We start from the raw sequence: 26,268 nt of genomic DNA, 5'->3' as shown, positions 1-26,268 counted from the left end.
GTGATCAGCGTGCCGGTCGGTCCCGGCTCCCAGCGGTGGGTCACCCTTGCGGCGCAGCGGACCCTGCTCGCCGTCGCCCGGACCGTCACCTCCACCGGCCGGGTCCTCGACGCCGTCCAGCTGCTGCGTGACGACCCCCGGGTGCAGGTCGTCTTCGCCGTCAACGACACCTCCCCGTTCAGCGACGGCGTCCCCGAGATGCTGCGGCGGGCCGGCGCCCGGGTCGTCCCGTGGCGGCAGCTGCCCGGTCTCCGGTTCGACGCCGCGCTGACCGCCAGCGAGAACACCGAACTCGGCACCGTCGACGCCCCGGTCCTGGTGTTGCAGCACGGTGTCGGCTTCCACAAGGATCTGCCGAATTCGCGGGGGGACGGCCGACGCCTGTCCGGCACGGTCCGCCCCGCCGACCGGCACGGCCGTCGTGTCCTCATCGCGGTCACGCATCCGCAGCAGACCGCCCAGCTCGCCGAGCACGATCCGGCTGCCGCCGCGGACACCGTCCTGATCGCCGACCCGATGCTGGAGCGGATCCGGGCGAGCCGTCTCCTGCGGCACCGTTACCGGTCCGCGCTGGGTCTCGGCGACCGGCGGCTGATCGTGGTGGCCTCCACCTGGGGACGGCAGTCCCTGATCGGGCGGTGGCCGGAGCTGCCGGCCCGTCTGCTGGCCGAGGTCGACGCCGACACCGCCCGGGTGGCCACCGTCCTGCATCCGAACGTCACCGCCGGTCACGGCGCCCTCCAACTGCGACTGTGGCTGGCGGCGGCCCGGGACGCCGGCCTGCTCATGGTGCCGCCGGACGCGGGCTGGCAGGCGATGCTCGCCGCCGCCGATGTCGTCGTCGGTGACCATTCGTCGATGAGTCTGCTCGCGGCCGGCGCCGACGTGCCGCTGCTGCTGGCGCCGCTGGCCGGCGAGGTCGTCCCGGGCACCCCGATGACCGTGTTGAGCCGGTCGGCGGAGCGACTCGACGTGCGGCGCCCGCTCGCCCCGCAGGTCGACGCCGCCGTCGCCGGGCACACGGCCGGCCGGTACGCCGCCGCGGTGGACGCCTCCTTCGCCGGCCCGCCCGCGGCACGCCCGTTGCGGGCGGTCCTCTACGAGTTGCTCGACCTCGCCGAGCCCGACGTGGCCGCGCCACTGGTCGGCTGGGCTCCGCCCGTACCCGAGAAGGTCGATGTCTGTTCTTTTCTGCTGCGGACCCGGCTGCTCGGCGATCGTGTCGAGGTGTCCCGGTTCCCGGCGGCGGTGCGGCGGTACGCGACAAAGCCCGCCGAGGGCTGGAGTGATCATCTGGTGGCCGGCGACGACGAGTGGGATCTGCGGCTGCTGCAGAGCGCCGAGATCCTGACCCGGTCCGCGGTCACCGGCCGGGCGGAGGCGGCGCAGTGGGCGTCGGCTTGTCTGGACCGGTTCCCCGGAAGTGCCCTGGCCTGCGCGAAGACCCCGGAAGGCGCGGTCGGGGCGGTCCGTGGCGGAACCCGGGTGGAGATCATCGGCGAGGGTGATGTGGTCGCCCTCGCCGCCGTCCTGCACACGCTCGCCCGCGACCGGAGCCTCACCGACGGCGACCGGCTCCTGTGCACGGCACGTGGTGAGGCCCGCGTCGCGGTGCGCTCACTTCCCGGGTTCTGACAGCGCCCGGATCTCCGCCGCCCGCGCGCTGTGCTCCGCCACCGCGGCCTGGTCGCCCAGCGCGCCCGCCGCCCGGATCAGGTCCTCCCGCACGTCGAGCTCGTAACGCCACAGCTCGGCCACCGCGAAGAACGCCGCCGCCACGGCCAGCTCGTCGTAGGCCTGCCGGTGGTGCCCGAGCCGCAGGTGGGCGGCGCCGATCGCGGCGTCGGCCCGGGTCGCGTTCCGGTCGTCGCCGGCCGCGTCCAGCCCGTCGCGGGCCTGCGTCAGCTGGTGCACCGCGTCGGCGCTCCGGCCCGCCGCGTCCAGGAACAGCCCGTAGTAGAAGTGACCGAGCGCCACCCCGCGCTCCAGCCCGACCTCACGGAAAGTGTCGATCGTGGTGCGGAACGCGGCTTCCGCCTCGGCCCGCGCGGCGGCCTGTTCCGCTTCCGGGGCGGCCCGTGCCACCCGGTCGAGGATCCGGGCGTGGAACTCCCACACGGTTCCGGCGAGTTTCCGGTCGTTCGCCGCCGGCAGCAGAGCGAACGCGGACCGCACCTCGGCCCGGGCCCGGTCCAGGTCACCAGCCGTGCCGTGCGCCCCGGCCAGCGTGCAGTGGATCTGGATCTCGATGTCCGGCCGTCCGAGCCGCCGGGCCGCGCTGATCGCCAGGTCGGACATGGCCACCTGGTCGGCGAGGTGCGGATGGTTGAAGTACAGCGCCTGGGCGGCCGTGGCGAGACGCAGCACCTGCTCGTCGGCGCCGAGCGCCGGCCCGACCCGGGCCACCCGGAGCAGGTCCTCCCGGCTGTCCTCCAGCGCCTGCAGTGCCCGTGCCCGCCGGTCCGGACCGGTGAACGGCCCGTCCGTGCGCACCGGCCCGCCGATCAGCCGTCGGCGCTCCCCCATGATCGCCCGGTCGGCCGCCTCGGCGAACTCGCAGAAGTGGTCCAGGGTGCCGGCGACCACCCGTTCGGCCCGCACCGGATCGATCTCGGTGGCCAGCCGTGCCCCGTGCGCCCGGATCAGCGGATGCACCGCGTACCGGTCGCGGGCCGGCCGTTCCAGCAGTTTCAACCCGAGCAGCTGGTCGACCGCCGCCCGGCGGGCCCGGCGGTCGGACCAGCCGATCCGGTCCAGCAGCGCCTCCGGGACCTCCGCCACCGGCGCTGCCCCGAGATCACGGTAGAGCGACCGGGAGTCCTCGGAGAGATGCCGGTAGACGTTGGTGAACAGCGGGTCGACCGCGCTGCCGTCGGCGCCGGGCAGCGCCAGGGCGTCCAGCGGATAGGACTCGCCGGCCAGCTCCTCGACGAGGTCCGCGACGGTGAGGCCACTGTCGAGCCGCAGCCGCCCGGCGACGATCCGCAGGGCGAGCGGCAACCGGCCGCAGAGCGTGACCAGGCGGGTGACCGCCGCCGGATCGTCGTCGACCCGGCCCGGTCCGCTGCCCGCGGCCAGAAGTTCCCGGGCCGCCGCGTCGTCGAGCGGCTCGACGTCGATGAAGTGTGCGCCGTCCATCGCCAGACCCCTCACGTCATGATGGGTGCTCACCAGGACCACGCTGCCCGGCGCGGTCGGAATCAGCGGGCTGATCTGGGCGGGCAGGGCGGCGCCGCGAAGCAGCACCAGAACCGGCTCGTCCGCGGTCCGCGTCCGGTACAACGCCAGCCGGCCGGCGGCCGTGTCCGGCAGCAGTCCACTCGGCACGCCCAGGGCCAGCAGGAACGCCGTCACGATGGTGTCCGGGGACTCCGGGCCGCCGAGCACCGGGTCCCGCAGTTCGCGGACGTCCGCGTACAGCTGATGACCGAACCAGTCCTGGCGCTTGTGTCCCCACCGCAGGGCCAGGGCGGTCTTGCCCGACCCGGGCGTGCCCCGGATCACCACCACCGGTGTGGCGCCCGCCGCCCGGTCCCCGCGGATCTCGTCGAGCAGCGCCAGCGCCCCGACCTGGTTGACGAAGTCGGACGGCCCGGCGGGCAGCAGCCGCACCGTCACCGGTGCCGGCTCCGGCGCCGTCAGCGGAAGCGGGGCGGCGATCCCCAGCAGCGCCTGGATCCGGGCGCCGAAGTCCGGATCAGCCTCGAGGATCTCCCGCACCGCCTGCTCGAGCGCCGCCGGATCCCCCGAGTCGATCAGGTCGGCCCGCTTGCCCAGCCGCCGCCGCAGTTTCCCGCGCACCGTGCCCCAGGCCGCCCGGCCGGCGTCCTCCCCGGCCTGGGTGAGCACCGCCGTCATGATCGCGGCGACCAGCGTTTCCCACATCAGTCCCCCACGGTCCACGAGCGACAATCGACACTCGTCAGCGTAGTGGGAACCCGCCATGCCGGGCCGGCGTGGTGACTACGGCCGCGCTGAGCGCCCCAGATCACCACACCCGCCGTGGAGCGTGGTGACTACGGCCGCCTCACTGTCACCACACGAAGACTGAGCACGAAACGTGTCCAGCCGGCGGGCATCGCGGCGACCCGGATCTGGTGCGGATCCCCTCGGCCTGTGGTCGTGGCCGGTCACCGGCGTCTCGCGCACAGCGCCTGGGTGTCCTCGGGTTCCGTCCCGTCCGTCCCGTCCGTCCCGGAGCGGGAACGCGCTCGGGCCGCCCCCCGAAAGTCGAGGAGCGGCCCGTGAGCTGGTGCGTCAGTACGTGGTGCCGTTGGCACCGGTGGTGCTGGTCGTGGTGGTGCTGGTGCTCTTCGGGGTGACACCCGTGGTCGTCGTGCTCTTCGGGGTGACACCGGTGCTGGTGGTGCTCTTCGACGACCCGGCGAGCGAGTCGCTCGGGGCCAGCAGCTCGTCCGTGGTGGTGCTCGAGGTGGACGTGCCGGTCGTGTTCAGCTTCTCACCGAGCTTGGACGACTGGATCTTGTCCTTGCCCTCGGTGTACAGCTTGTTGGCCTGAGCCTGGGCGACACCCGCGGCCTCCTGCACCGTCGGGTGCTCCCACACCTTCTGGGCGTTGGCCCGGATCTCCTCGTACTTCTCCCGGCCGGCACGGCTGCCCAGGACGAAGCCCGCCGCGAGACCGGTGAGGAACATCAGCTTTCCGCGCATGATGGCGGCTCCTTCCGTTTCGTGACGCGCTTGCGTCAGCGTGACGCCGGTGCGTCTGCTGGGGTGCATACCCATCCTGTCGCGCCGATACTCCCGTTGCTCCTGGTTTCCTTGCTTCTCATCCGCACCGAACCCGGGAGGGGGTATCCCGTTTTCGCGAGGGCCGGATGGTCATGTAGTCTGTTCCACGTCGCAAGGGCAAGCCCCGAGAGACAAGAACGGCAGTGAAGATACAAGGCAGTACAAGCAGTCCCCGATAGCTCAATTGGCAGAGCAGCCGGCTGTTAACCGGCAGGTTATTGGTTCGAGTCCAATTCGGGGAGCCTCCGATCAGTCCCAGACCGTTGGTCTGGGACTTTTTCGTGTACGCGGCCGCGCGGTCCCGCATCCGACCCGCGAACGGGCCGGCCCCATGTGTCTTCCCCGGCGGGCCGGCGTTCAGCACGTCGCACGGCGCCACATCGCGACCGGTCGCCGGCGCGCGGCCTCCGTGCACGACACATCGCAGCCGCCACGGCCGTTGGCACTCGAGCCTCTCGGACCCCGGTCCCCTATCCGCGGAACAGTGTCCGAGATGCGACTGCCCGGCCGGAGTGAGAGATTCTGTGGATCAGGGTGGTGGTGCCGGTGATCCTGGGCAACCGGAGAGCGGGTAGCGCGTACCCTCACATGGTTTTGATCTTTTGTCTTCTTGGTGTTGTTTGCCCGGTTAGGCTGATCCTCGCGTCGAATGCAGCCAGTGAGGTGGGTATGTCGCAGCCGGAAGTGGACGTGGTCATCGTCGGCGGCGGAATGGCCGGGCTGGCCGCCGCCCGCCGTCTCGACCGCGCCGGCGTCGAGTGGCTGCTCATCGAGGCCGCCGACCGGCTCGGTGGGCGGGTCGGCACCGAGATCGTCGACGGCTGGCACCTCGACCGCGGCTTCCAGGTGATCAACACGGCCTATCCGCGGCTGCAGGCCCTGGTCGACATCGCCGCGCTGGACATGCGCTACTTCACGCCCGGCGTCATGGTCCGCCGGGCCGGCGGCCTGCACCGCCTGGAGAACCCGCTCCGCTCACCGCTCACCGCCGCACAGACCCTGACCTCCGGCGTCGGCACCCTCAGCGACCGGCTCAAGTTCGCGGCCCTCGCCACCAGATGCGCCACCCTGCCCGCCGCCCGGCTCCTCGACGAGCCGGAGACCAGCACCCAGGAGATGCTGCGCCGCGCGGGCCTCTCGCACCGGATCATCGAAGAGGTGCTGCGGCCGTTCCTGTCCGGCGTCTTCGGCGACCGATCCCTGGAAACCTCCAGCCACGTCACCGCGATGGTGCTGCGCTCCTTCACCCGCGGCCGCCTCGGCGTGCCGGCCACCGGCATGGCCGCGCTGCCCGCCGCGCTCGCCGGCCCACTGCCCTACCCGCAGCTGCTGATCGGCGCCCGCGCCGTGTCGGTAACCCCCGGCCTGGTCGTCACCGAAGCCGGTGAGCTCCGCTGCCGCGCCGTCATCGTCGCCACCGACCCGTCCACCACAGCCGGCCTGCTGCCCGCCCTACCACGGCCCGACATGCACGGGCTGACCACCTTCTACTTCGGCGCCGGCCACGCCCCCATCGACGAACCGATCGTCATGCTCGACGGCGACCGGCGCGAAATCGTGGCAAATACCGTGGTGATGAGCAATGCGGCTCCGGAGTACGCGCCAGGTGGCAAAAGTCTCATCGCCGCGACAGTGGCCGGCGCCTCAGCGGTCTCCTCAGCCTCCGAAACGGTGCTCCGCGTCGAACTGGCGCGGATCTACGGCGTACCCACCGACGACTGGGATCTGCTGGAAGTCGTCACCCTCCCGGAGGCGCTCCCCGCAGCCCGCCCGCCGATGGGACGTTTGCGCAGGTCAGTAACGCTGGGAGGAGGAATCTTCGTGGCCGGCGACCACCGCGACAGCCCATCCGTGCAGGGCGCACTGGCCGGCGGCTGGCGAACGGCGGGCACCGTCCTGGCATCCTTCGGGGTGCGGGCAGGCACATAGAGTCACGTGGCGCGCGGCGGCCCACAGGACGTCCCCGCGCTTCACGCCAGGCGAAATGCCTGGTGCGGCGATAGATCGCTAGCTCACGGTGCGGGGCACGGGATAGTATCGCCGCCGGTACGGGGCGGTAGCTCAGTGGGTTAGAGCAGGGGACTCATAATCCCTCGGTCGCGGGTTCGAGTCCCGCCCGCCCCACCAGGTTTGGCATTGCGCGAACCGGATCCGGTTCGTTGCCGTCGCCGGTGGACGTAGCGGGGCAGCCGGAATACCGGGATGATCTCCTCGCCGATGATGCGGATCTCGGCGATCAGTTCTTCGATGATGGCCTTGCGCTCGGCTGACTCGCCGTTGGTGATCACATGTTCGAGGCGGGCTCGGGTCTTCGCGAGGGTGCTGGGCGACGGTGCGACGGGTTCGTCGCTGATCAGGTCGGTGATCTCGTCAGGACGGACCTTGAGGGCTTCGATCTCGGTGCGGAGTTCGCGGAGGCGCGGGCCGGTGTCTTCCTCGTCCATGGTGCCGTTCTCGAACGCGGTCCGGTATTTGTCGCGTGCCGTGGTCTTGGCGGTGATGGCGGCTTCGATGGCGTCGAGTTCGGCGTGCCGGTCGGCGTTGGTGTCGCGGTGGTGGGCTCGCGCCTGGTTGATCGCGGTGGCGATGAGGGTGTCGGCGTCGCGGTAGAAGTCGTGCCGGGCTTGGAGGACGGCTTCGTCCATGGCGGGGGCGTCGAGGCGGGGACTGGTGCAGCCGTGGGCGCCGTATCGGCTGCGGGAGTAGCAGGTGTAGTAGTGGTAGCTGCGGGTGCGGCCTTTCGCTGAGGTGCCGATGTACTTGTTCTTGCAGCGTGGGCAGGTGATCAGGCCGGTGAGGTGGTCGATGCACTGCGTGGGGCAGGATGGCAGGGTGCTTATCGTGCGAGCGACTAGGAAACTGCTCGATCTCGTAGGCCCGCCAGACATCGAGCCGGCCTACGAGGACACGACTGAGCTTGGCCCGTGGTACGCCACGGTGCTGCCGTGGCGGCCACGAGTGGCTCTGCTCGTCAGCGAGACAACGCTTCTGCCGATCCTGACACCGCTGACGCCCGCCGCCGGCTGGCCGACCAGAATTGCTACGGCAGTCGCTACGGTTCTGGACGCGCACGGAGTACCGATCAGCTTTATCGAGAACGAGGTACGGCAGATGGACGACCGCCGCCTCGCCACGACCGCCAGCCGGAGCATCGTCGGCGTCATGAACGACTACGTCAGCCTCGCCAAAGCCCATCGCAATCACGGCGACGAGCCGAGTCACCTCGATCTGTCGCTGCGCCTGTCGAGAACGCCCTTCCGCCCGTTGTACAGCCGCAACGTCAGCCCGGACCGCGAACTCGCTGCCATGACACGTCCGGGTTGAGTCCTTCGCTGGACCACGGAGCGGGCCCCTACAGAATGCTCCAGGCGGTCAGTTCCTGTAGGTCTTCGCGGAGACCAGCAATACGGTGGTGAACCTCGGTCGCGGCGGGGCTGCCGGGCGCTGACTTGCGGGCGTTGGTGGCGATCATCTGGAGCTCACGGAGCAGGCAGAGGTCCTCGAAGTGGTCCCCATCGCGAGGGTCGCGTCCGTACGCGGTGACGAAGTCGCCGAAGTCGTGGCTGCCGAACCGGCGGCAGTGCACCGCCACCGTGGCGATGTCCCACATGCGAGGTCCGGTGGAAGCGCTGTCCCAGTCGGCCAGCACGGGAGTGCCGTCATCGCGCCGCAGCGCGTTACGGACCTGCGGGTCGGACTGGATCAGGCCACTACCGAACGGCATAGCCGTCTCCCAGACCGGCGCGAGATCCTCGAGGCGACGAACCAACAGTTCACGATCGTCGTCGCCAAGGATCGCGGAGGCATCGACCGAACGGCGTACTCCCGCGACCGGATCGAGAGCGGTCGGCACGCCTGCCGGCGGCAGGGGCAGGGCGTGCAGGCTGCGAAGCAGGAGACCGAGTTCCGCGGTGGTGATCGGCCGCACGGCGGAGGCGTCGAGGCGGGGCCGATCTCCTTCGACGGCCTTCTGGTCCAGTGCGCCGGCCGGGTCATCCGAGCGGCGCCCGGAAAGGACGTCGCGGAGGTGCACGACTACCACGACCCGGCGACGCCGATCCTGGCTGTCTCGCTGCAACGCCGAATGCCCGGCTATCGCGCGCTGGGCTTCACCAAGCCGTAGCGGCTTTCGGATTTTTCGAATAGCGGTATGCTCGCTTCATGTCGAGCACCCTGCGTGAACGAACCGTTCTGCCACCTGAAAACCCCGCCGACCTGGTGCGCTTCGCGCGCGGTATGGCCGCCGCCGAGGCCCCCGCCCGAGCGAAGCTGGTGGGCCCGGACGGTTCGCAGCTCGACATCCCCGCCGAACTCTATGAACTGCTACGTGACGTCGTCGGTGCCCTGTCGCAGGGGATGGCCATTTCGATCGCCCCGCATAACACGATGCTGACCACCCAAGAGGCCGCTGACCTGCTCAACATCTCACGACCTACGCTGGTCCGCCTGCTGACCGACGGCGAGATTCCGCACAGCCTGCGCGGCCGGCATCGGCGAGTTCTGCTGCGTGACATCCTCGACTACTCCGAACGCACCCGCACCGAACGCCGCCGAGCCCTGGACCAGATGGCAGCCGACGCCGAGGACGACGACCTGTACGAGATCACCCTCGACTCCCCGCCGTCGAGGTGACAGCCGGTCATGGTGGCGTTTCCCGCGTTCCTTGACACCTGCGTGCTCTACCCGGCATACCTGTGCGACACCCTGCTTCGCCTCGCCGAAGCCTCCGCATACCGGCCACTCTGGTCGGCCGACGTCTTCGCCGAACTACGTCGCAACCTCACCAAGCGTGGGCTACCACCGGATCGGGTCGATCGGCGGCTCGGCCAGATGAGCCGGTCATTCCCCGACGCCCTGGTCGCTGGCTATGAGTCACTTGTCGACGGTATGCCGAACCATCCGAAGGACCGGCACATTCTGGCTGCCGCCGTACGCGCCAATGCCGAAGTCATCGTTACCTTCAACCTCAGCGACTTCCCCGAGCCGGCCCTCAAGCCCTACGACATCGCGGCCATCCACCCCGACGATTTCCTCCTCGACCAACTCGATCTCACCCCGGCTTGACCATGGACGTGCTCCGTCGCCCACAGACCTCACGTCACGGTGGTCGCTCCAGACGAACCGCTGGCGAGTACGCCTGGGGCAGGGTCCGCATGCTGGAGATCGACCGCTTCATTTGTGAGGTGACCGTCGCGTTCCGCAATGCGGAGATCACCGCTGTCGCCGGGAGCGCCCCTCGCCGGCGCCGAAGACATGCTTTTCGCCGTCCATGAGACCGGCCGCACGGTCGTGATCGTCGGTGACGACGCCCGCGTCTCCAGCGCTACCCGACCCGGTGAATGCACTGCTATAGGACCGCCGCCAGGTCGGCGCGATGACTGATCATGGCTGGGGGCCGCCTTCCGCTCGGGTGATGCAGAGCGGTTCCACAGGCCGGTCAGGACGATCGTATCGACCGGAAGGTTGTCCGGATCTGGTCGGCGAGGACGCCAGGCTGCTCGAGGGCGGCGAAGTGTCCGCCGCGTTCGAGTCGGGCATAGTGCAGCACCGTCTCGTAGCGTCGCTCGATCCAGCGCCGGGATGCCTGGACGGCCTCGCCGGGAAAGATGCTGAACCCCGCGGGAACGGGGTTGGGTGCCCAGGATCCGGCGTGCCTGGCGCTGCTCTGCCTCTCCTCCCAGTACAACCGGGCGGAGGATGCGGCGGCATTGGGCAGCCAGTAGAGCATGATGTCGTCGAGGATCTCGTCGCGGTCGATGACGTCCTCCGGGTTGCCGTCGTTGTCGGTCACGTCTTGGAAGAGCGTGTAGATCCAGGCGGCGAGTCCGGCCGGTGAGTCCGCGAGGGAGTAGCCGACCGTCTGGGGCCGGGTCGCCTGCTCGCGGGCGTACCCGTCGAGTTCGGTCTGGTAGCGCTGAGCGCGCGCCATCATCTGTTGTTCCTCTCCCGTCGCCTCGCTCATCTCCTGCGGGGTGGGGAACACCAGCGGGAGGTTGAAATGCGCTCCCCGGCACCTCTCCGGCGCCGTGCGGGTGATCTGCTCGACGACGGCTGCGCCCCAGTCTCCGCCCTGGGCGAACCAGTCGTCGTAGCCCAGCCGCTGCATGAGGGTGATCCACGCGTCGGCGACTCGCGAGATGTTCCAGCCTGTCGTGGTGGGTTTGCCGGAGAACCCGAAGCCCGGCATGGAGGGGATCACGAGGTGGAAGGCGTCCTCGGCGTTGCCGCCGTGGGCGACCGGATCGGTCAGCGGCCCGATCAGGTGCCGGAACTCCAGGATCGAGCCGGGCCAGCCGTGGCACAGCAGCAGCGGTACCGCCCCGGGTTCAGCCGACCGCACGTGCAGGAAGTGGACGGCGATCCCGTCGAGCACCGTACGGGATGAGCCGAAGCTGTTGATGTCCCGCTCGGCGCGTCTCCAGTCGTAGCCGGTGGCCCAGTGGTCACAGAGGGCGCGGATGCGCTCCGACTGGGGGCCTTGGCCGGCGTCCGGGACGGTTTCGCGGTCCGGCCACCGGGTGGCGGCGAGGCGGTGCAGCAGGTCTTGCAGTTCATCCTCGGGAACCATGATCGGGTACGGCTCCACGAGGTTCGTGTGGCGGGCTGTCATCAGGTGTTCCCAGCTGTCCGGTGGTCGGGGTCGTCATAGTAGGCAATAACTGGAAGAAAAATTCAACTTGGAAAAGTTCTTCCAGTTATATAGGGTCTGGTACATGGCCGCATCAGACCCTCCCCTGCGTCGCGATGCCGAACGCAACCGTCAGCTGCTGCTGCGCACGGCGTACGACCTGATGGCTTCTGCCGGTCTGGACGTTTCCTACGAGGACATCGCCCGGGCCGCCGGCACCGGGATGGGCACCGTCTACCGGCGCTTCCCGCAACGGCAGGACCTACTGGACGCCCTGTTCAGCGAGCACATCGATACGGTGATCGAGTTGGCTGAGCAGGCCGCACGGTACGACGACGCATGGGCTGGGCTCACCTGGTTCCTCGAGCGGCAACTCGAGATCGAGGCGAAGAGCAGGGGTCTCGGAGAGCTGTTGCGCAGCCGGAACCAGGCCACCGCCCTGGTGCGGCGCGCGCACGAGCGGATGACCCCGCTCGTGGCCGGCCTGATCGCTCGCGCAGTCCGCACGGGTCAACTGCCGGCCGGAGCGACCCCCGCCGACTTCGCCGCTGCGCACGTGATGGTGGGTGGAGTCATGGACGCCTCCCGCGCCTCCGCCCCACAGATGTGGCGGCGTGCGCTCCGGATCGCCCTCGCGGGCCTGCGCCATGCCGATCTCTCCGGTGACCCGCCGGACGAAGTGATCATCGATCACCTTTACAACGATCCGAAGAATTGAAGGTCCGCCCATCATGGCTCTGCCCGACGACCTGCTCGAGGTCCTCAACGCCAAGGCAATCTGCTTCGTGACCACACTCATGCCCGACGGGTCACCGCAGATCTCCCAGACCTGGGCCACCACCGACGGCGAGCACGTGCTCATCAACACGGTCGACACCCATCAGAAGACCCGCAACATCGCGCGCGACCCGCGCATCGCCATCGGGATCGCCGACCCGGCCGCGCCGTCACGGTCCTGGGCTCTACGCGGCAGCGTCGTGAACGCCACGACCGAGGGCGCCCGGGAGAACATCGACGAGCTGTCCCAGAAGTACATCGGCCGCCCGTACCCGGGCTTCGGCGGCGGCCCTCAGCAGCGCGTCCTGCTCACCATCAAGGTCGACAAAGTCCACAAACCCTGACCCCCGACCGGGTGACGCACCGGTTTCGATGTCTGTATCGAAGCCGGTGCGCTCCTCCCCGGCGCTGACCGCTGAAGGTGCGAGGCGTCGAACGTGACCGCCGGACCCCGGTGGGAGATCACGGATATGGAAGACGCCGGTCGTCGCCGGGGTGCCGAGATCGAGATTCTGTACCCACGGCCCGTGACGTCGGCCATGCCCGACCTGGTCGAGCAGGCTGAAGCGGCCGTTCGGGTTCGGGAACCAGCGTGTACCCAGCGGTAGTGGGTTGCGTAACGTTCACTGAAGGCGGCGCACGAGAACGGCTCAGCGCGGCGCCCTCCCGCCGGGCGTCGCAAGTGAGGTGTGGTCGATGAGTAGGTTCCTTGCGATCGGTACGCGGTGAGTCTCCGGATCGGCTTCCCGAACGGCGACCGGTGATGGCGAAGCATCCGGTTGCCGGTGCGCCCATGGGTTTCGTCGGCTGGTGGCGGATCGTGGAGATGGAACTGTGGGACGCCGACGCCTTCGATCTGGTGGGGCCGGCCTTCATCGAGTTCGGCTCGGATCTCCATGGACGGATTCAGTTCATCGCCGTCGACGGATGGATGGACTGTCGGGCGGCGACGCCGTCAGGCCGGGCTGGTGTCGAGTTCACTTGGGAGGGCAGCGACGAGGGTGACGAGGTCAGCGGACGGGGCTGGGCCGCGGTCGCTGATGACGGCGCCCTTGAAGGGCGGATCTTCTTCCACAACGGTGACGATTCGGGTTTCCGGGCGGTGCGTGCCACCGGACCTGATGGTGCCGAGCGGCCGCGGTCACCTGCGACCTGAGGTCGCGATGCCGGCCGACAACGGCTGGGTCGGCACGAACGCTCACCGCGACGGGTCGGGTCAGTCGCTGGACGTCGGTACGAGTTCGGCACCGTGTGATTGGCTGTCGACGGCTGCTGGCGAAGCGACCGGAGGCGGTTCTCTATCCTGCGCGGGTGTCTTCACTTTCGCGGAGCAGATGGCCCGGCTGCGGGAGCGTCATGCCCGCAAGCCGAGCCTGATCGACCGTTTCGACCGGGCCCGGCTCGACTGATTCTGCTGTCGGGCTCGCGGAGACAGACCCACCAGTTCCGGCAAACTCCGGACTGACGCAGGGCTCGACCCGGTCGGTTTCATGCTGGATGTTCACCGACCGGGTCTGCTGCTTGGGCTGCTCAGTCGCCCGGTCAGGCGAAGTACAAGCGGCCGAGACCGTCGGTGAGCTGCAAGCCGTGGTAGCGGCCGTAACCGGTGGTCACGGTCCGGACGGCCTCAAAACCGCCGCCGGCCTTGGTCAGGCGTACGTCCACGTTGGTCCCGTCGTGGATGACCAGGTCGTCGCGGCCGTCACCGTTGTAATCGGCGAAATACAACCGGCCCAGACCGTTGCTGACCTGCAGACCGTGGTACCGGCCATACCCGGTGGTCACGAGGCGTCCACTGTCGAAACCGCCAGTGCCCGTGTTGAGACGCACGGTGACGTCGGTCCCGTCATGCACGATCAGGTCGTCGCGACCGTCACCGTTGTAGTCGGCAAAGTACAGTCGGCCCAGACCGTTGCTGACCTGCAGACCGTGGTACCGGCCATACCCGGTGGTCACGAGGCGTCCACTGTCGAAACCACCGGCGCCCGTGTTGAGACGCACGGTGACGTCGGAGCCGTCGTGCACGATCAGGTCGTCGCGACCGTCACCGTCGTAGTCGGCGAAATACAACCGGCCCAGACCATTGCTGACCTGCAGACCGTGGTACCGGCCCCACCCCGACGACACGAGCCGCCCGCCGTCGAAACCGGTGCCGGTGTTGAGACGTACGTAGATGTCCGAACCGTCGTGCACGATCAGGTCGGTGCGGCTGTCACCGTCGAAATCGGCGTAGTGGAGCCGGCCGAGACCGTCGGTCACGTCGAGGCCGTGGTACCGGCCCCAACCGGAGGACACGCTGCTACCGGCGTCGAAACCTCCGGTCGACACCCCCTTGCGAACCGTCAGGTCGGTGCCGGTGTGCACCACCAGGTCAGCCCGGGCGTCACCGTTGAAGCTGTCGTACGGCCCGCGCGCCCAGCCGTCCGCGACCACCTTCGACAGGGCGCCGAAGTACGCGTCGGCCATCGTGACGTACCCACTGTTGTTGGGGTGTAGGTCGTCGGCCATCTGCGAAGCGGTGAGCGGCATGTCCACGTACCGGACCTTGTTGCCCTCGGCCACCTCCTTCGCAGCGATGGTCCGCGCCCCGGCGTTGACCACGGCGACCTTGTCCTGCAGGCCGGTGCTCACCGGGATCAGACCGCTCAGCACGATGGTGACGCTCGGCCGGTTGAAGATGATCCGATTCACCAGATCGTCCAGCCGGTTCACCGCGGTCTCCCCGGAGACGCCCTCCCGGTTCAGGTCGTTGATGCCGGCATGCAGCAGTACGACGTCCGGCTGCTGGGCGTCCATCCAAGCGTCGATCTCGGCGCGCAGCTGGACGGTGGTCCAGCCGCGGTGTCCTTCGTGATCCATGTCGGCCATCGCGGCGTCGCTGGTCACGGATCCGACGTAGTCGATCGTGTACTGGTCCTGCTGGCTCACCAGGTTCCACAGGCGGTTCCGGTAGCCGTAGATCGGATCGCTGCCGGTACCCCGGGTGATCGAGTCACCCAGCGGCATCACCCGCAGGGGCGCGGCTGCCGTGTCCGCGGCCTGGGCCGGCGCCGCGGGCAGCAGGACCGCCGCGGCGAGCAGGGCGGCGAGAAGAGAAAGCGGTCTCATGCATCTCCGATGTAGAAGAAGATCGAAACCCGCAATGTAGCGACCTGGATCCATACCGTTGATCCGCCCTGGAAGAGACGATCGCGGCCCGGTCCAGATCTGGGATCGCAACCAGCCTCTCACCGCGAACCAGATGTGGGTGGTCACCGAGATCGTGGCGGGCACCGGCGGTTACCAGATTCAGAACGTCTCCTCCGGGAGATGCCTGGACATGTCGACGGATGGTTATCTCCACCTCATCCGACACCGATTGAACGTCGGACCTGGCACCGGTTAATTTGCCGGTTGACCAGACGTTTCAGTTTGGCGCGATGCCCTCGGTGTTGTTGGGTTCGGTGCCGATGCCCAGAGCGTGACAGACGTCCTTGGCGCGCATGCCGCCGCTGGTGGAGGCTGCCACCTAGCATCGTCGACTGGGCGCTGATGGTCAGCCGAATCCGAGCTCTCGGGGTGTCAGGACCGTCCGACATGGGGATTCTCCGTCAGTTTCGACCCCACGGACGGTGGACTAGTTCTTCCGGCATGGCGCCCACGTCCGCATCGATCTTCAGGTCGCAGATCATGACATGCGGAACCGGGACCGGGCCCGGGCGGAGAACACACCCATGGCTCGTGAGCTGGGATCCCTCCACGCGGGCGGGTCCCGTCGTCCGGCGGCGCCCGCTCAGGGAGCGGTGCAGGGCTCCTGTTCGCGGACCAGGCCGAGGGCGGTCATCTCGTCCAGCACGAACGCCAGGTCACCGGCGGACTGCCCGGGGTCGGCGGACGTCTCGACGATGACGTACTCGGTGCGGGCGGTGTCGGCGGCCAGCAGATGACGCAGCACCGGCTGCCAGGCGACGGCCGGGTCGGTTATCAGGGCGGTTATCACGGACAACCCGGCGTCGGTCATCCGGTCGATGCCGGCCTGCGGGTCGGGCCAGTCGCGGATCGTGGTGGTCAGGTCGAGGCAGACGCCGAGGCGATCCTTGTCGATGCGGGTGAGCGCGGCGACCGTCTCCTCCGGACTGTCCAGCACCCGGCCGGGACCGGGCTGGAATCCGGCGCGGACCGCGCGCCCGACCCGCCAGGCCAGGTCGGCGAGACCACCGGAGAACCGGCCCAGGTTGCGGGCGACGGCCTTCTCCTTGGTCTCGTCCCAGCCCTCGCGCAGGCCCAGCCCGCAGGTCGCTATCGCACCGCGGACCTCCTCGGCGGGGAGCAGGTCGACCAGGATGCGGGCCAGTTCGAGGGTGTGCCGCAGCCGGGCCGCCTCGCTCCAGTCGCCGGGGGTGTTCTCGCCGCCGTCCTCGGCGTCGGGCCCGCCGCTCAACGTGACCACCTCGAGGCCTCGGGCATCAAGTTCGGCACGGAGTCGGGTTCTGGCGCGCCCGTCGGCGACGAGGACGGCGGCGAGAGGGTAGGACAGCCTGAGGGCGACTCCCAGGGTGCCGCTACCGCATCGGGATCGAAGTGCCGGAGTGACGGCATCCAGCCCTTCGACGGCGGCGGACAGTGAGTCCGCCTGGTCTAGGCTGAGTCCGCAGCCGAGGTGCACGATTCGGCCGGAGGGATGTCGCAGGCGCATCAATTTCCTCCCCGGACGAGGTCACCCGTGCAGGTGCACGTGCATCCGCACATGCTGACGCTTCCAGTATGGACCATGTCAGTGCCCGCCCTTGATCGGCCGCCGTCTTGACCCCGGGGTGCCATCGCCGCCTCCTTTCGTGGAATACCTATCCTCGGGTACGAGCGTGCGTCGTGAGACGGATCACCGGCGCACCCACCGTGCGACGCGATGACCGGCCACAACATGATCCAAAGCGGTCGCATACATCGAGTTCTGTCGACATAACAGGGGGTGGTGACCAGCGAGTAGCGCCTGGGGGCCAGCCGAATGAGACCGTTGTCGGACAGTCGGCGTGTTCATATTTTGCACAAACGGACATGCAATGTTCCCCTGCCCGTGCGTCTGTTGCGTGCCGAGGCATGACTGTGCGGATGCACGTGACAAACGCCTCGCGCATCCGCACACACCCACCGCGAGACGGCCAGCGCAAGGTGCAACCGGCGCCGTCTCTCAACAGCCAGCCGCGGTAGAGCCCCGAACCGACTCCATCAGCGCCCTGACAGCCGTTCACGATCCGGAGACCGCACCGCAAGGCCGGTAAGCGCACCCGCAAAAGCCGGTAAGCGCACCCGCAAAACCAGTGAGCGCACCCGATCACGCTGTCGGGTACGCCTACCTCCCCCAACGGACCGGCAAACGAACCCGCCAGCATGATCGGGTGCGCTGACCTCCCCGAAGAACCCGTGACCGAACCCGCCGACATGATCGGGGACGCTGACCAGCACGAAGGGATCAGTGGCCGAACCCGCCGGCGTGACCGGGTGTTCTGACCACCACCAAGGAACCGGTGACCGAACCCGCCGAGGTGATCGGGTGCGCTCACCTCCCTGAAGGGCAGTCGCCGCACCCGATCAAGACATTGGGAGTGGTCGCCCGCCGGGAAACGCCGGTGGGCGCACCCGATCATGCGGCTGGGTGCAACCAGCACCCCGAACGACAGCCGCTGCACCCGATCAAGACATTGGGTGCGCTCGCCATCGCAGAGGAGGGTGAGCGCACCCGATCAAGACCCTGGGTGCGCTCGCCCGCCGCAAAAGGTCGGCGCCCGCACCCGATCACGCGACCGGGTGCAGCCACCGTTCCAAAGGACGGCCACCGCACCCGATCACGCGACCGGGTGCAGCCACCGTTCCAAAGGACGGCCACCGCACCCGATCACACGACCGGGTGCAGCCACCGTTCCAAAGGACGACCACCGCACCCGATCAAGACATTGGGAACGCTCACCCACCGGAAAAAGCCGGTGGGCGCACCCGATCACGTGGCCGGGTGCGGGCACCGCCCGAGAGAGCCGGTCAACGCACCCGCCAACGTGATCGGGTGCGTTCACCACCCCAGAGGGCAACCACCACACCCGATCAAGACATTGGGAACGGTCACCCACCGGTCACCCGCCGGGAAACGCTGGTGGGCGCACCCGATCATGCGATCGGGTGCGGTGAGCGTGCTGGAGGTGGGCGCCACGCCGGCACGGGCGCCCCGCCCTCGGTCCCCGGACCACTGAACCCTGACACCCGCCCTCTTCGATTCGTGGACCGAGCAACGGACGCGGCAACCCCGAGTGGCCAGCTGGAACAGAGCGACAAGACGCCCGGCGACCGGCGGGAGTGGGTCGAGTAGCGGAGCGGCTGGAGTCGGACGGACCTGGGGAGCTACGGGAGGTGTGGTGGCTGAGGAGTTTCGACGCGTACCCGGGAAAGGGGTTTGCGGGTCTGCCCCCAGCCTCGACGGGTCAGTTCTGGCTCAGGCCGTGATCGCTGCCTTTTTTGAGCTTTCGGGTGTCGCGCAGTTCCAGGAAGGGCTCGTCGTCGGCGGGGTGGCCGGCGGCGATGGCGCGGCCGCGTTCGAGTTCGGCGTCGAGTTCGGCGCCGAGCAGGATGGCCATGTTGGAGATCCAGAGCCAGACCAGGAAGGCGATGACGCCGCCCAGTGTGCCGTAGGTCTTGTTGTAGTCGGCGAAGTTCGCCAAGTAGATCGCGAAGGCTCCGGAGGCCGCCACCCACAGGAACACGGCGAAGATGCCGCCGGGGCTGATCCAGCGGAAACCGCCGGTCTTCGCGTTCGGCGAGGCCCAGTAGAGGATCGCGAACATCAGGCTGACCAGCACTATCAAAACCGGCCACTTGGCGATGTTCCAGGTGGTGACGGCGACGCCGCCCAGGCCGATCTTCTCGCCGACGACGCGGGCCAGGTCTCCGGTGAAGATGACGATGGCGGCGGAGGCGACCAGCATCACGCCGACGGCGGCGGTGACGCCGACGCGGATCGGCAGGGTCTTCCAGATCGGGCGGCCCTCGGGGACGTCGTAGACGGCGTTCGACGCGCGCATGAACGCGCCGATGTAGCCGGACGCCGACCAGAAGGCGACGAACAGACCGGCGATCGCGGCGAGGCCGGCGCTGTTCTGGTTCTGCACCTGGCCGAGGACGGTGTCCACCAGTTCGCGGAGTTGCTGCTGGTTGGGGGCGATCTGGTCGACGGCGTCGCGGACCGACTGCTGCCCGTCGGCGCCGAGGAGGCCGAGCAGGGAGACCAGCACCACGACAGCCGGGAAGATCGACAGCACGCCGTAGTAGGTGAGGGCGGCCGCCCAGTCGGAGATGTTGTCCTCGTCGAACTGTTTGAACGTGCGGCGTACCGCGGCCCACACGCCCCGCAGGCGCAGCTGGCTCGGGCGGTCCGGGCCGGCGTCCGGGCCGGGGCCGTTCAGGTCGTCGGCGCGGGGTTCGTCGCCGGTGCGGGTGGTGGCCGCCGCTGCGAGATCGAAATCGGTCTCACCGCGACGCCGGGCCGCAGCAGACCCCTCCGAGGACACCGGATCGGCTTTCTCGTCGGCCTTGTGGTGAAGTCTCATCGCTGCTCTTCTCTCCCGGTGGATCGGGCCGTGATCTCCGCGGGGACGTGCGGAAACAGCCTGTCAGGGTGTTGCCCGCTGGGAGAGGTCACTAATCGCGGGACCACCCGGGCGGGGGCGCCGGTGTGGATGGGCACCCCCGGGCCGGGCGGGTCACCGGCAGAGTTGGCGTTCCATCCGGCGGCCGGTGATCGCCAGGCCGGCGGCGAGCAGGGCCAGCAGGTAGACGACGTCGACCGCCTGGCCGGCGCCCGCCGTCCCGGTGGTCACCCCACGGATCAGGTCGACCGCCCGGTAGAGCGGGGTGACCTCGACCAGCCAGCGCAGCACCACCGGGTACGCGGTGGCCGGCACGAACGTCCCGGAGAAGAGGAAGAGCGCAAACTGTCCGACATTGATCACGTCGAAGTCCTGCCAGCCGCGCAGTGTCGTCGACACGGCCATGCCGAGGGCGCCGAACGCGAAACCGACCAGGATCGTCGCCGGGAAGGCCGCGAGCGCCCGCAGCGGGGTCGTCAGGCCCATCGCCACCATGATCGCCAGGAAGGCGGCGGAGTAGACGTTGCCACGCATCATCGCCCAGGTCAGCTCGCCCATCGCGATCTCGACCGGTCGCACCGGGGTGGCGAGGACCCCCTCGTAGAGCCGCCAGTACTTCATCTTGCCGAAGAAGTTGAAGGTGGTCTCGGAGAGGGCGCCGCTCATCGCCGATGCGGCGAGCATGGCCGGCGCGACGAACACCGCGTAGTCGACCACCTGGCCGCCGGGCAGCGTGATGTCGCCGATCAGCGCGCCGACACCCACGCCGATCGAGAAGAGGTAGAGCACCGGTTCGAGGAAACCGCCGAGCATGACCAGCCAGTACGCCGGTTTGAGGGCGGTGATGTTGCGGGCGGTCACCGAGGCGGACCGCCGGGCCGATCCGGGCGTCAGCAGGCGGGGAAGCATCGCCGTCAGAACCATGTCAGACCACCAGCCGTGCGCGGAACCGCCAGGACGCCAGGAGCCAGCCGCCCACGCACCAGAGCAGCAGGTAGAGCACCTGGAAGAGCGCACCGGACCCCGGGTCGAGGCCCAGTGTCGCGGCCCGGCTCAGGTCGACCGCGTGCCAGAGCGGCAGGGCGTAGGCCACCCACTGCAGGGCCACCGGCAGGGACTCGACCGGGAAGAACACCCCGGAGAACAGCGACATCGGCAGCACCGCGAACCGGAACAGGATCGCCAGGTAGCTGTCGGTGGTCACGAAGGCGGAGTAGGCGGTGACCGGCGCGGCGACCGCCAGGCCGGCCAGCACCGCGAGCGGCGGCACCGCCAGGGCCCAGGGTGAGTGCAGCGTGCCGAACGCCGCCGCGATCAGCAGGAACGCCGCGACCGCGGTCAGCACCCGGAACGCCATGAAGGCCAGGTGACCGCCGAGGATGTCGGTGACCCGCAGCGGTGCGGAGGCCTGCGCGAAGTACATCTTGTTCCACTCGAAGTAGCTCAGGACCGGCCAGGTGGCCTCGCCGAGGGCGGTCTGCACCGCGGTCGAGGCGATCAGGCCGGGGACGATCCAGTCGAGGTACGCGACGCCGTCGACGCCGCCGTTCACGTAGGCGCCGACGCCGAGACCGAAACCGAGCACGGTGAGCAGTGGCAGCACCAGGCTGGAGAGCACACTGCCGCGCCAGGTGCGCCGGTAGTTGACCAGGTGGTATTCCAGGACGTAGCCGGAGGAGGTCATCTCAGTCCACCAGGGTCCGGCCGGTGAGGTGCAGGAACACGTCCTCCAGGCTGCTGCGGCGGACCAGGGCGCTGGCCGGGGCCAGCGCGCGGCCCTGCGCCTCGGCGAGCGCGGCGTCGCCGTCGTCGGTGTAGAGCAGCACCCGGTCGGGCAGCACCTCGATGCGCTCGGCGATGCCGTCGAGCTTGTCCGCGTAGGCGCTCTGGTCCTCGGTGGCGAACCGCAGCTCCACCACCTCACGGGTGGAGTAGCGCTCGATCAGGTCGCGGGGCGAGCCCTCGGCGGCGATCCGGCCGCCGTCCATCACCACGAGCCGGTCGCACAGCTGCTCGGCCTCGTCCATGTAGTGGGTGGTCAGCACCAGCGTGACGCCCTGCTTCTTGAGCCGGAACAGCCGCTCCCAGACCAGGTGGCGGGCCTGCGGGTCGAGGCCGGTGGTGGGCTCGTCGAGCAGCACGATGTCGGGCTCGTTGACCAGCGCGCGGGCGATGGTGACCCGCCGTTTCATGCCGCCGGAGAGCGGCTCGACCCGGGCGTCGGCGCGCTCGGTGAGCTGCACGAACTCCAGCAGCTCGTCGGCACGGGCCCGGGCCGTGCGGCGCGGGATGCCGAAGAACCGGGCGTAGGTGGTCAGGTTTTCCCGGACGGTGAGCTCGGGGTCGAGGTTGTCGGTCTGCGGGCAGACGCCCAGCCGGGCCCGGATGGCCGGGCCGTCACGCCGCGGGTCGAGGCCGAGGATCTCCAGCGTGCCCTCGGTCGGTGGTGAGACACACCCGATCATGCGCATGGTGGAGCTCTTGCCGGCACCGTTGGGCCCGAGGAAACCGAACGCCTCACCGGCCTGCACGTCGACGTTGATGCCGGCGACCGCGGTGAATCCGTCGAACCGTTTGACCAGCCCGCGCGCGTGGATGAGTGAAGTCACCCCCTGACCCTACGGAGGGGGTGCGACACATTTTCTCAACGACCGGGCGCCGCCGCCGAGGTGCGGGCCACGGTGACCACCGCGTCGGTGGCGTCGGCGATCTCCGGGCGGTCGGACGGGGTGCCCTCGTCGTAGCGCACCGCCCAGCTCAGGCCGTCGCGCCCGCTGACCCGGCGGCCGACCACCCGCACCCCGCCCTGCGGCAGGCCGTGATGCGACGTGTACGCCACCGACCGGGTGACCCGGGTGCGGACCTGGTCGGGCACCTCACCGGGTTCGAGCAGGAGGTAGGACACCACCGGGCCGTCGGACAGCACCGTGTAGCCGTTGCGTTCGCCGGTCACCTCGGCCGGCGTGATCCGCAGTTCGCGACCGGACCAGGCCACCTTGTGGATCTCGTGCCAGCCCAGCCGGGCGTCCGCACCGGGCAGCCAGATCCCCCGGTTGGTGACCACGAGGGCGGCCTCCTCGACCGCGGACCAGGCGAGGATCCGTTCCTCGGGCTCCAGCGACGGTTTGAGCGCACCTGGAAGAGCGGCACGCCGACGGAGGAACCCGAACACCGGCAACCACCTACCCATTCACCGAGTCGTAGGTGAACGCCGCCTGCCGGAGCGCCTTCGCGTGCTGCTCCAGGGGGAACAGCTCCCCCGCGAGCGCGAAGTACTCGTCCCGGTTCTTGACGGGGTTCATCCGCTGGATCTTCGATTTGATGTCCCGGATCCGGGACAGGACGCGGGGGATCTGGAGTTTGGCGATCTGCTGCGACACGTACGACGGGTCGGCCTCGCGGTCCACCCGGACCGGTTCGACCGACAACTCCCCCACCAGTGCCTTGGCCCCGAGGTCCCCGGCCGCCTCCCGGACCGCCTCGATCCAGGTGGCGCCGGTGTTCGCCGAGGTGGTCCCGCCGACGGAGGCGATGGCGATCCGGATCGACCGGAGGATCTCGTCGCTGAAGTCGTCGGGCTCCGAGGTGTCGAACATCGCGCCGGCCAACCCCGGGTACTGCAGGGCGAGTTTCAGCGCCTCCCGCTCGACCAGGAGCTGGGTGCTGTGCACCGGAACCGGCCGGGAGTCGCCGGCCGCCGCAGCCCCGGACTGGGCCGCCCGCACGGCACGCTGCACGGGTTCCAGGTCCATGCCGAGGTCGTCGGCGAGCTTGCGGGCGTACTCCGGGCGCTTCTCCCGGTCTTTGATCTTGGCAACCAGCGGGGCCGCCCGGCGCATCGCCTCGACCCGCCCCTCGACGGTGTCCAGGTCGAAACGGGCGATGGTCTGGCGCAACGCGAAGTCGACCAGCGGCTCCCGGCTGGCGATCATGTCGACCACGGCCAGATCACCCTTGGCCAGGCGCAGCTCGCAGGGGTCCATGTTGTCCGGCGAGACCGCGATGAAGGTGCGCCCGACGAACCGCTGGTCCTCCTCGAAGGCCCGCAGCGCCGCCTTCTGCCCGGCCGCGTCGCCGTCGAACGTGTAGATGATCTCGCCGGTGAAGCTGTCGCTGTCCATCAGCAGCCGGCGCAGCACCTGGATGTGGTCGACGCCGAAGGCCGTGCCGCAGGTGGCCACCGCGGTCGGCTCGCCCGCCTCGTGACAGGCCATCACGTCGGTGTAGCCCTCGACGATCACCGCCCGGCCCCGCTTGGCGATCTCCCGTTTCGCGTGGTCGATGCCGTAGAGCACGTGCGACTTCTTGTAGATCGGCGTCTCGGGCGTGTTCAGGTATTTCGGGCCGTCGTCGTCGTCGAACAGCTTGCGTGCGCCGAACCCGATCACGTCGCCGCCCAGGTCCTTGATCGGCCAGAGCAGCCGGCGGCGGAACCGGTCGATCAGCGAACCGGACCGGGCCGCCTTGGACAGCCCGGCGGTGGTCAGCTCGTCGCTGGTGAAGCCCTGCAGCCGCAGATGCTTGGTGAGCGCGTCCCAGGAGTCCGGGGCGAACCCGCAGCCGTACTTCTCGGCGGAGTCCCGGCCGAACCCGCGCTCGGCGAGGAACTCCCGCGCCTTGCGGGCACCCGGCGAACCCAGCTGGTCGCGGTAGAACTCCAGGGCCGCGGTGTGCGCGGCCAGCAGACGCTGACGCTGGCCGACCTGCGGGCGCGGGGTGGCCGGGCCGCCGGTCTCGGTGTCGTAGCGCAGCACGATGCCGGCCTTGCCGGCCAGCCGCTCGACCGACTCGATGAACGACAGGTGCTCCGCGTCCATCAGGAACTTGATCGCGTCACCGCCCTGGCCGCAGCCGTGGCAGAAGTACACCCCGCGGGCCGGTGAGACGTTGAACGACGGCGTCTTCTCGTCGTGGAAGGGACACAGGCCCTTCAGGTTGCCGCCTCCCGCCGACCGCAGCGTCACCGTCTCGCTGATCACGTCCGCAATCGAGGTCCGGTCCCGGACCAGTGCGATGTCCTCGTCCTTGACCCTGCCCGCCACGGCATACATCCTGCCTCCCCGCGGGGGCGCGCCGCCAGCAGGGTGGCCCGCGCCTCAGTGACGCGTCGCCACCAGGGATCGATGCCAGGCGACGGCCGCGTGGTCGGTGAGCGACGCCACCTGATCGATCACCACCCGCAGGGCCGCGGCCTCGTCGGCCGCGGCGGCATGCTGCGGGCCGAAGAGCGGATCGAGAGCCTCCGGGGTACGCGTGAGCGCCGCCACCAACTCGACCAGGATGCTCTGCTGGCGCTCGTACCACTCCTCCGCGGCACGCGCCCGCATCACGTACCGCAGGGCCATCCCCTTGAGCAGGGCGCACTGGTTGCGGGCGGTCCGCGGCACGATCAGGTCGGCCTCGTACCGGCGGACCGGGTCGGTGCCGTACCGGCTGTGCGTGGCGCCGACCGCCGACGAGACGAACCGCCCGGTCAGCACGCTGGTCATCCGTTTGAGGGCCACCTGCGCGTCGTAGCTCCCGTCGTGGCCGGCGGCACCGATCACGGCCGGGTCGGCGAGCAGCAGCTCGAGCGAGGCGCCCAGCTCGTCCGGGGTCTCCTCGGAGTAGCTGGTGGCGACGTCGGCGCAGAGCGCGGCCCGCTCCACCGGGTCGTCCAGCAGCCGGCGCAGGTCGATGAACCGGCCGTGCACCCCGTCCTCCACGTCGTGCACCGAGTAGGCGACGTCGTCCGCCCAGTCCATCACCTGGGCCTCCAGGCATTTCCGCTCGTCGTCGCGGCCGTCGCGGAGCCACTCGAAGACCGGCCGGTCGTCCGGGTAGACGCCGAACTTGCGGCTCCCCGGCTTGCGGAACCACGGGTACTTGGAGCACGCGTCGAGGGTGGCCCGGGTCAGGTTGAGACCGGCGCCGGGCACCTTGGCCTCCAGGCGGGTGAGCACCCGCAGTGTCTGCGCGTTCCCCTCGAACCCGCCGCACGGCTCGGCCACCCGGTCCAGGGCCGCCTCGCCGTTGTGCCCGAACGGGGGATGCCCGATGTCGTGGGCCAGGCCGGCGACGTCCACCACGTCCGGGTCGCACCCCAGCCGGGCGCCCATCTCCCGGGAGATCTGCGCGACCTCGAGGGAGTGCGTGAGCCGGGTCCGCAGGAAGTCGTCCGACCCGGCGGTGTGCACCTGGGTCTTGGCGGCCAGCCGGCGGAACCCGGCCGAGTGCAGCACCCGGGCCCGGTCGCGCTGGTACGGGGTCCGCCCGTACCCACTGTCCTTGGCGGGCTCGGGCGAGAACCGTTGCGTGTCCGGGACCGGCATGTGCCCAGACTAGGCCGCCTAAGGCATGGTCCGGCTGCTGAGGAAGCAGAACTCGTTGCCCTCCGGGTCGGCCGGCACCATCCACGGCACGCTCCGCTGACCGATGTCGACCGGTCGCGCACCCATGGCCACCAGGTGTTCCGCCGCGGCCTCCTGATCGCCCGGCCGCACCCTAAAGAATGACCCCGGT

Annotated in this window: 26 protein-coding genes, 2 tRNA genes and 1 pseudogene; 14 read left to right on the top strand and 15 right to left on the bottom strand. The window is 69.5% G+C overall.

The window, feature by feature from the left end; genetic code table 11:
* The coding region (locus QSK32_RS09700; protein ID WP_285471695.1) for a hypothetical protein at positions 1–1,635 on the top strand (1,635 nt) is incomplete at its 5' end.
* Here QSK32_RS09700 and QSK32_RS09695 read toward each other — a convergent pair.
* A complete protein-coding gene (locus QSK32_RS09695; protein ID WP_285471694.1) occupies positions 1,618–3,885 on the bottom strand; it encodes a hypothetical protein in 2,268 nt (755 codons plus the stop codon). The two genes, QSK32_RS09700 and QSK32_RS09695, sit on opposite strands and share 18 nt — an antisense overlap.
* 372 nt (positions 3,886–4,257) lie before the next feature.
* Positions 4,258–4,671 carry a hypothetical protein gene (locus QSK32_RS09690; protein ID WP_045747630.1) on the bottom strand — a complete coding sequence of 138 codons (414 nt, stop codon included), beginning with the start codon at positions 4,669–4,671 and terminating at the stop codon, positions 4,258–4,260.
* A 250-nt stretch (positions 4,672–4,921) separates the two neighbouring features.
* On the opposite strand from QSK32_RS09690, the gene QSK32_RS09685 reads away from it, so the two are divergent.
* From QSK32_RS09685 to QSK32_RS09670, 4 genes are all read left to right on the top strand, one after another.
* Positions 4,922–4,994, top strand: a tRNA-Asn gene (locus QSK32_RS09685).
* Positions 4,995–5,421: 427 nt separating this feature from the next.
* A complete protein-coding gene (locus QSK32_RS09680) occupies positions 5,422–6,681 on the top strand; it encodes an FAD-dependent oxidoreductase (protein ID WP_045747631.1) in 1,260 nt (419 codons plus the stop codon).
* A 121-nt stretch (positions 6,682–6,802) separates the two neighbouring features.
* Positions 6,803–6,879: transfer RNA gene (locus QSK32_RS09675), tRNA-Ile, on the top strand.
* A gap of 161 nt (positions 6,880–7,040) precedes the next feature.
* On the top strand, positions 7,041–7,499 hold the full coding sequence (locus tag QSK32_RS09670) for a hypothetical protein (RefSeq protein ID WP_285471693.1): 459 nt from the start codon (positions 7,041–7,043) through the stop codon (positions 7,497–7,499).
* On the opposite strand, the pseudogene QSK32_RS09665 reads toward QSK32_RS09670, so the two are convergent.
* Positions 7,437–7,640 (bottom strand): annotated as a pseudogene (locus QSK32_RS09665) (recombinase zinc ribbon domain-containing protein); the annotation flags it as partial. The gene QSK32_RS09670 and the pseudogene QSK32_RS09665 overlap by 63 nt on opposite strands.
* Here QSK32_RS09665 and QSK32_RS09660 point away from each other — a divergent pair.
* Positions 7,585–8,076, top strand: a complete 492-nt coding sequence (locus QSK32_RS09660; protein ID WP_045743426.1) for a DUF6933 domain-containing protein — start codon at positions 7,585–7,587, stop codon at positions 8,074–8,076. The pseudogene QSK32_RS09665 and the gene QSK32_RS09660 overlap by 56 nt on opposite strands.
* Before the next feature lie 28 nt (positions 8,077–8,104).
* Here the strand turns inward: QSK32_RS09660 and QSK32_RS09655 are convergent, their stop codons facing one another.
* Positions 8,105–8,680: a phosphotransferase family protein gene (locus QSK32_RS09655; RefSeq protein ID WP_285471903.1), complete on the bottom strand. Its 576-nt coding sequence runs from the start codon at positions 8,678–8,680 to the stop codon at positions 8,105–8,107.
* Between QSK32_RS09655 and QSK32_RS09650 the strand changes: the two genes are divergently transcribed.
* From QSK32_RS09650 to QSK32_RS09640, 3 genes are read left to right on the top strand one after another with little or no spacing between them, the layout of a single operon-like run.
* On the top strand, positions 8,630–8,875 hold the full coding sequence (locus QSK32_RS09650) for a hypothetical protein (RefSeq protein WP_285471908.1): 246 nt from the start codon (positions 8,630–8,632) through the stop codon (positions 8,873–8,875). The genes QSK32_RS09655 and QSK32_RS09650 overlap by 51 nt on opposite strands.
* A gap of 38 nt (positions 8,876–8,913) precedes the next feature.
* Entirely contained in the window at positions 8,914–9,384 is a 471-nt protein-coding gene (locus QSK32_RS09645; RefSeq protein ID WP_229071596.1) for a helix-turn-helix domain-containing protein, read from the top strand.
* Between the two features lie 9 nt (positions 9,385–9,393).
* Positions 9,394–9,816, top strand: a complete 423-nt coding sequence (locus QSK32_RS09640) for a PIN domain-containing protein (RefSeq protein ID WP_245674007.1) — start codon at positions 9,394–9,396, stop codon at positions 9,814–9,816.
* Positions 9,817–10,189: 373 nt separating this feature from the next.
* On the opposite strand, the gene QSK32_RS09635 is transcribed toward QSK32_RS09640, so the two are convergent.
* Positions 10,190–11,362, bottom strand: a complete 1,173-nt coding sequence (locus QSK32_RS09635) for an epoxide hydrolase family protein (RefSeq protein ID WP_285471692.1) — start codon at positions 11,360–11,362, stop codon at positions 10,190–10,192.
* A gap of 103 nt (positions 11,363–11,465) precedes the next feature.
* Between QSK32_RS09635 and QSK32_RS09630 the strand changes: the two genes are divergently transcribed.
* The 4 genes from QSK32_RS09630 (at position 11,466) to QSK32_RS09615 (ending at position 13,566) form a co-directional block, all read left to right on the top strand.
* Positions 11,466–12,098, top strand: a complete 633-nt coding sequence (locus QSK32_RS09630) for a TetR/AcrR family transcriptional regulator (RefSeq protein WP_285471691.1) — start codon at positions 11,466–11,468, stop codon at positions 12,096–12,098.
* 13 nt (positions 12,099–12,111) lie between these two features.
* Positions 12,112–12,501: a TIGR03618 family F420-dependent PPOX class oxidoreductase gene (locus tag QSK32_RS09625; protein WP_045743332.1), complete on the top strand. Its 390-nt coding sequence runs from the start codon at positions 12,112–12,114 to the stop codon at positions 12,499–12,501.
* Positions 12,502–12,977: 476 nt separating this feature from the next.
* Complete coding sequence (locus QSK32_RS09620; protein WP_285471690.1) at positions 12,978–13,313, top strand: hypothetical protein; 336 nt, start codon at positions 12,978–12,980, stop codon at positions 13,311–13,313.
* 7 nt (positions 13,314–13,320) lie between these two features.
* Complete coding sequence (locus QSK32_RS09615; RefSeq protein WP_285471689.1) at positions 13,321–13,566, top strand: hypothetical protein; 246 nt, start codon at positions 13,321–13,323, stop codon at positions 13,564–13,566.
* A gap of 133 nt (positions 13,567–13,699) precedes the next feature.
* On the opposite strand, the gene QSK32_RS09610 is transcribed toward QSK32_RS09615, so the two are convergent.
* Positions 13,700–15,265: an FG-GAP-like repeat-containing protein gene (locus tag QSK32_RS09610; RefSeq protein ID WP_285471688.1), complete on the bottom strand. Its 1,566-nt coding sequence runs from the start codon at positions 15,263–15,265 to the stop codon at positions 13,700–13,702.
* 133 nt (positions 15,266–15,398) lie between these two features.
* Here QSK32_RS09610 and QSK32_RS45460 point away from each other — a divergent pair, with 133 nt between their 5' ends.
* On the top strand, positions 15,399–15,542 hold the full coding sequence (locus QSK32_RS45460; protein ID WP_353050962.1) for a ricin-type beta-trefoil lectin domain protein: 144 nt from the start codon (positions 15,399–15,401) through the stop codon (positions 15,540–15,542).
* 387 nt (positions 15,543–15,929) lie between these two features.
* Here the strand turns inward: QSK32_RS45460 and QSK32_RS09605 are convergent, their stop codons facing one another.
* The 9 genes from QSK32_RS09605 to QSK32_RS09565 form a co-directional block, all read right to left on the bottom strand.
* Complete coding sequence (locus QSK32_RS09605; RefSeq protein ID WP_245674009.1) at positions 15,930–16,577, bottom strand: IolE/MocC family protein; 648 nt, start codon at positions 16,575–16,577, stop codon at positions 15,930–15,932.
* A gap of 2,029 nt (positions 16,578–18,606) precedes the next feature.
* Positions 18,607–19,728: a YihY/virulence factor BrkB family protein gene (locus QSK32_RS09600; RefSeq protein WP_285471687.1), complete on the bottom strand. Its 1,122-nt coding sequence runs from the start codon at positions 19,726–19,728 to the stop codon at positions 18,607–18,609.
* A gap of 153 nt (positions 19,729–19,881) precedes the next feature.
* Entirely contained in the window at positions 19,882–20,691 is an 810-nt protein-coding gene (locus QSK32_RS09595) for an ABC transporter permease (RefSeq protein ID WP_045743338.1), read from the bottom strand.
* A 1-nt stretch (position 20,692) separates the two neighbouring features.
* Positions 20,693–21,451: an ABC transporter permease gene (locus QSK32_RS09590; RefSeq protein ID WP_045743339.1), complete on the bottom strand. Its 759-nt coding sequence runs from the start codon at positions 21,449–21,451 to the stop codon at positions 20,693–20,695.
* Between the two features lies 1 nt (position 21,452).
* Entirely contained in the window at positions 21,453–22,376 is a 924-nt protein-coding gene (locus QSK32_RS09585; protein ID WP_285471686.1) for an ABC transporter ATP-binding protein, read from the bottom strand.
* A gap of 35 nt (positions 22,377–22,411) precedes the next feature.
* Positions 22,412–22,939 (bottom strand): molybdopterin-binding protein, encoded by a 528-nt coding sequence (locus QSK32_RS09580; protein ID WP_045743341.1) that lies wholly within the window; start codon positions 22,937–22,939, stop codon positions 22,412–22,414.
* 10 nt (positions 22,940–22,949) lie between these two features.
* Positions 22,950–24,818 carry a DNA primase gene (dnaG, locus tag QSK32_RS09575; protein ID WP_045743342.1) on the bottom strand — a complete coding sequence of 623 codons (1,869 nt, stop codon included), beginning with the start codon at positions 24,816–24,818 and terminating at the stop codon, positions 22,950–22,952.
* Between the two features lie 45 nt (positions 24,819–24,863).
* Positions 24,864–26,078, bottom strand: a complete 1,215-nt coding sequence (locus QSK32_RS09570; protein ID WP_285471685.1) for a deoxyguanosinetriphosphate triphosphohydrolase — start codon at positions 26,076–26,078, stop codon at positions 24,864–24,866.
* A gap of 18 nt (positions 26,079–26,096) precedes the next feature.
* The gene (locus tag QSK32_RS09565) at positions 26,097–26,249 is read right to left on the bottom strand and encodes a VOC family protein (protein WP_353050961.1); all 153 of its coding nucleotides are present in this window, start codon (positions 26,247–26,249) and stop codon (positions 26,097–26,099) included.
* Positions 26,250–26,268 lie beyond the last annotated feature (19 nt).

Origin of the sequence: Actinoplanes sp. NBRC 101535 (assembly GCF_030269225.1) — a bacterium.
Lineage (GTDB): Bacteria > Actinomycetota > Actinomycetes > Mycobacteriales > Micromonosporaceae > Actinoplanes > Actinoplanes rectilineatus.
Note: the sequence above shows the minus strand (reverse complement) of the source record. Positions and strands in the feature narration are given on the sequence as shown.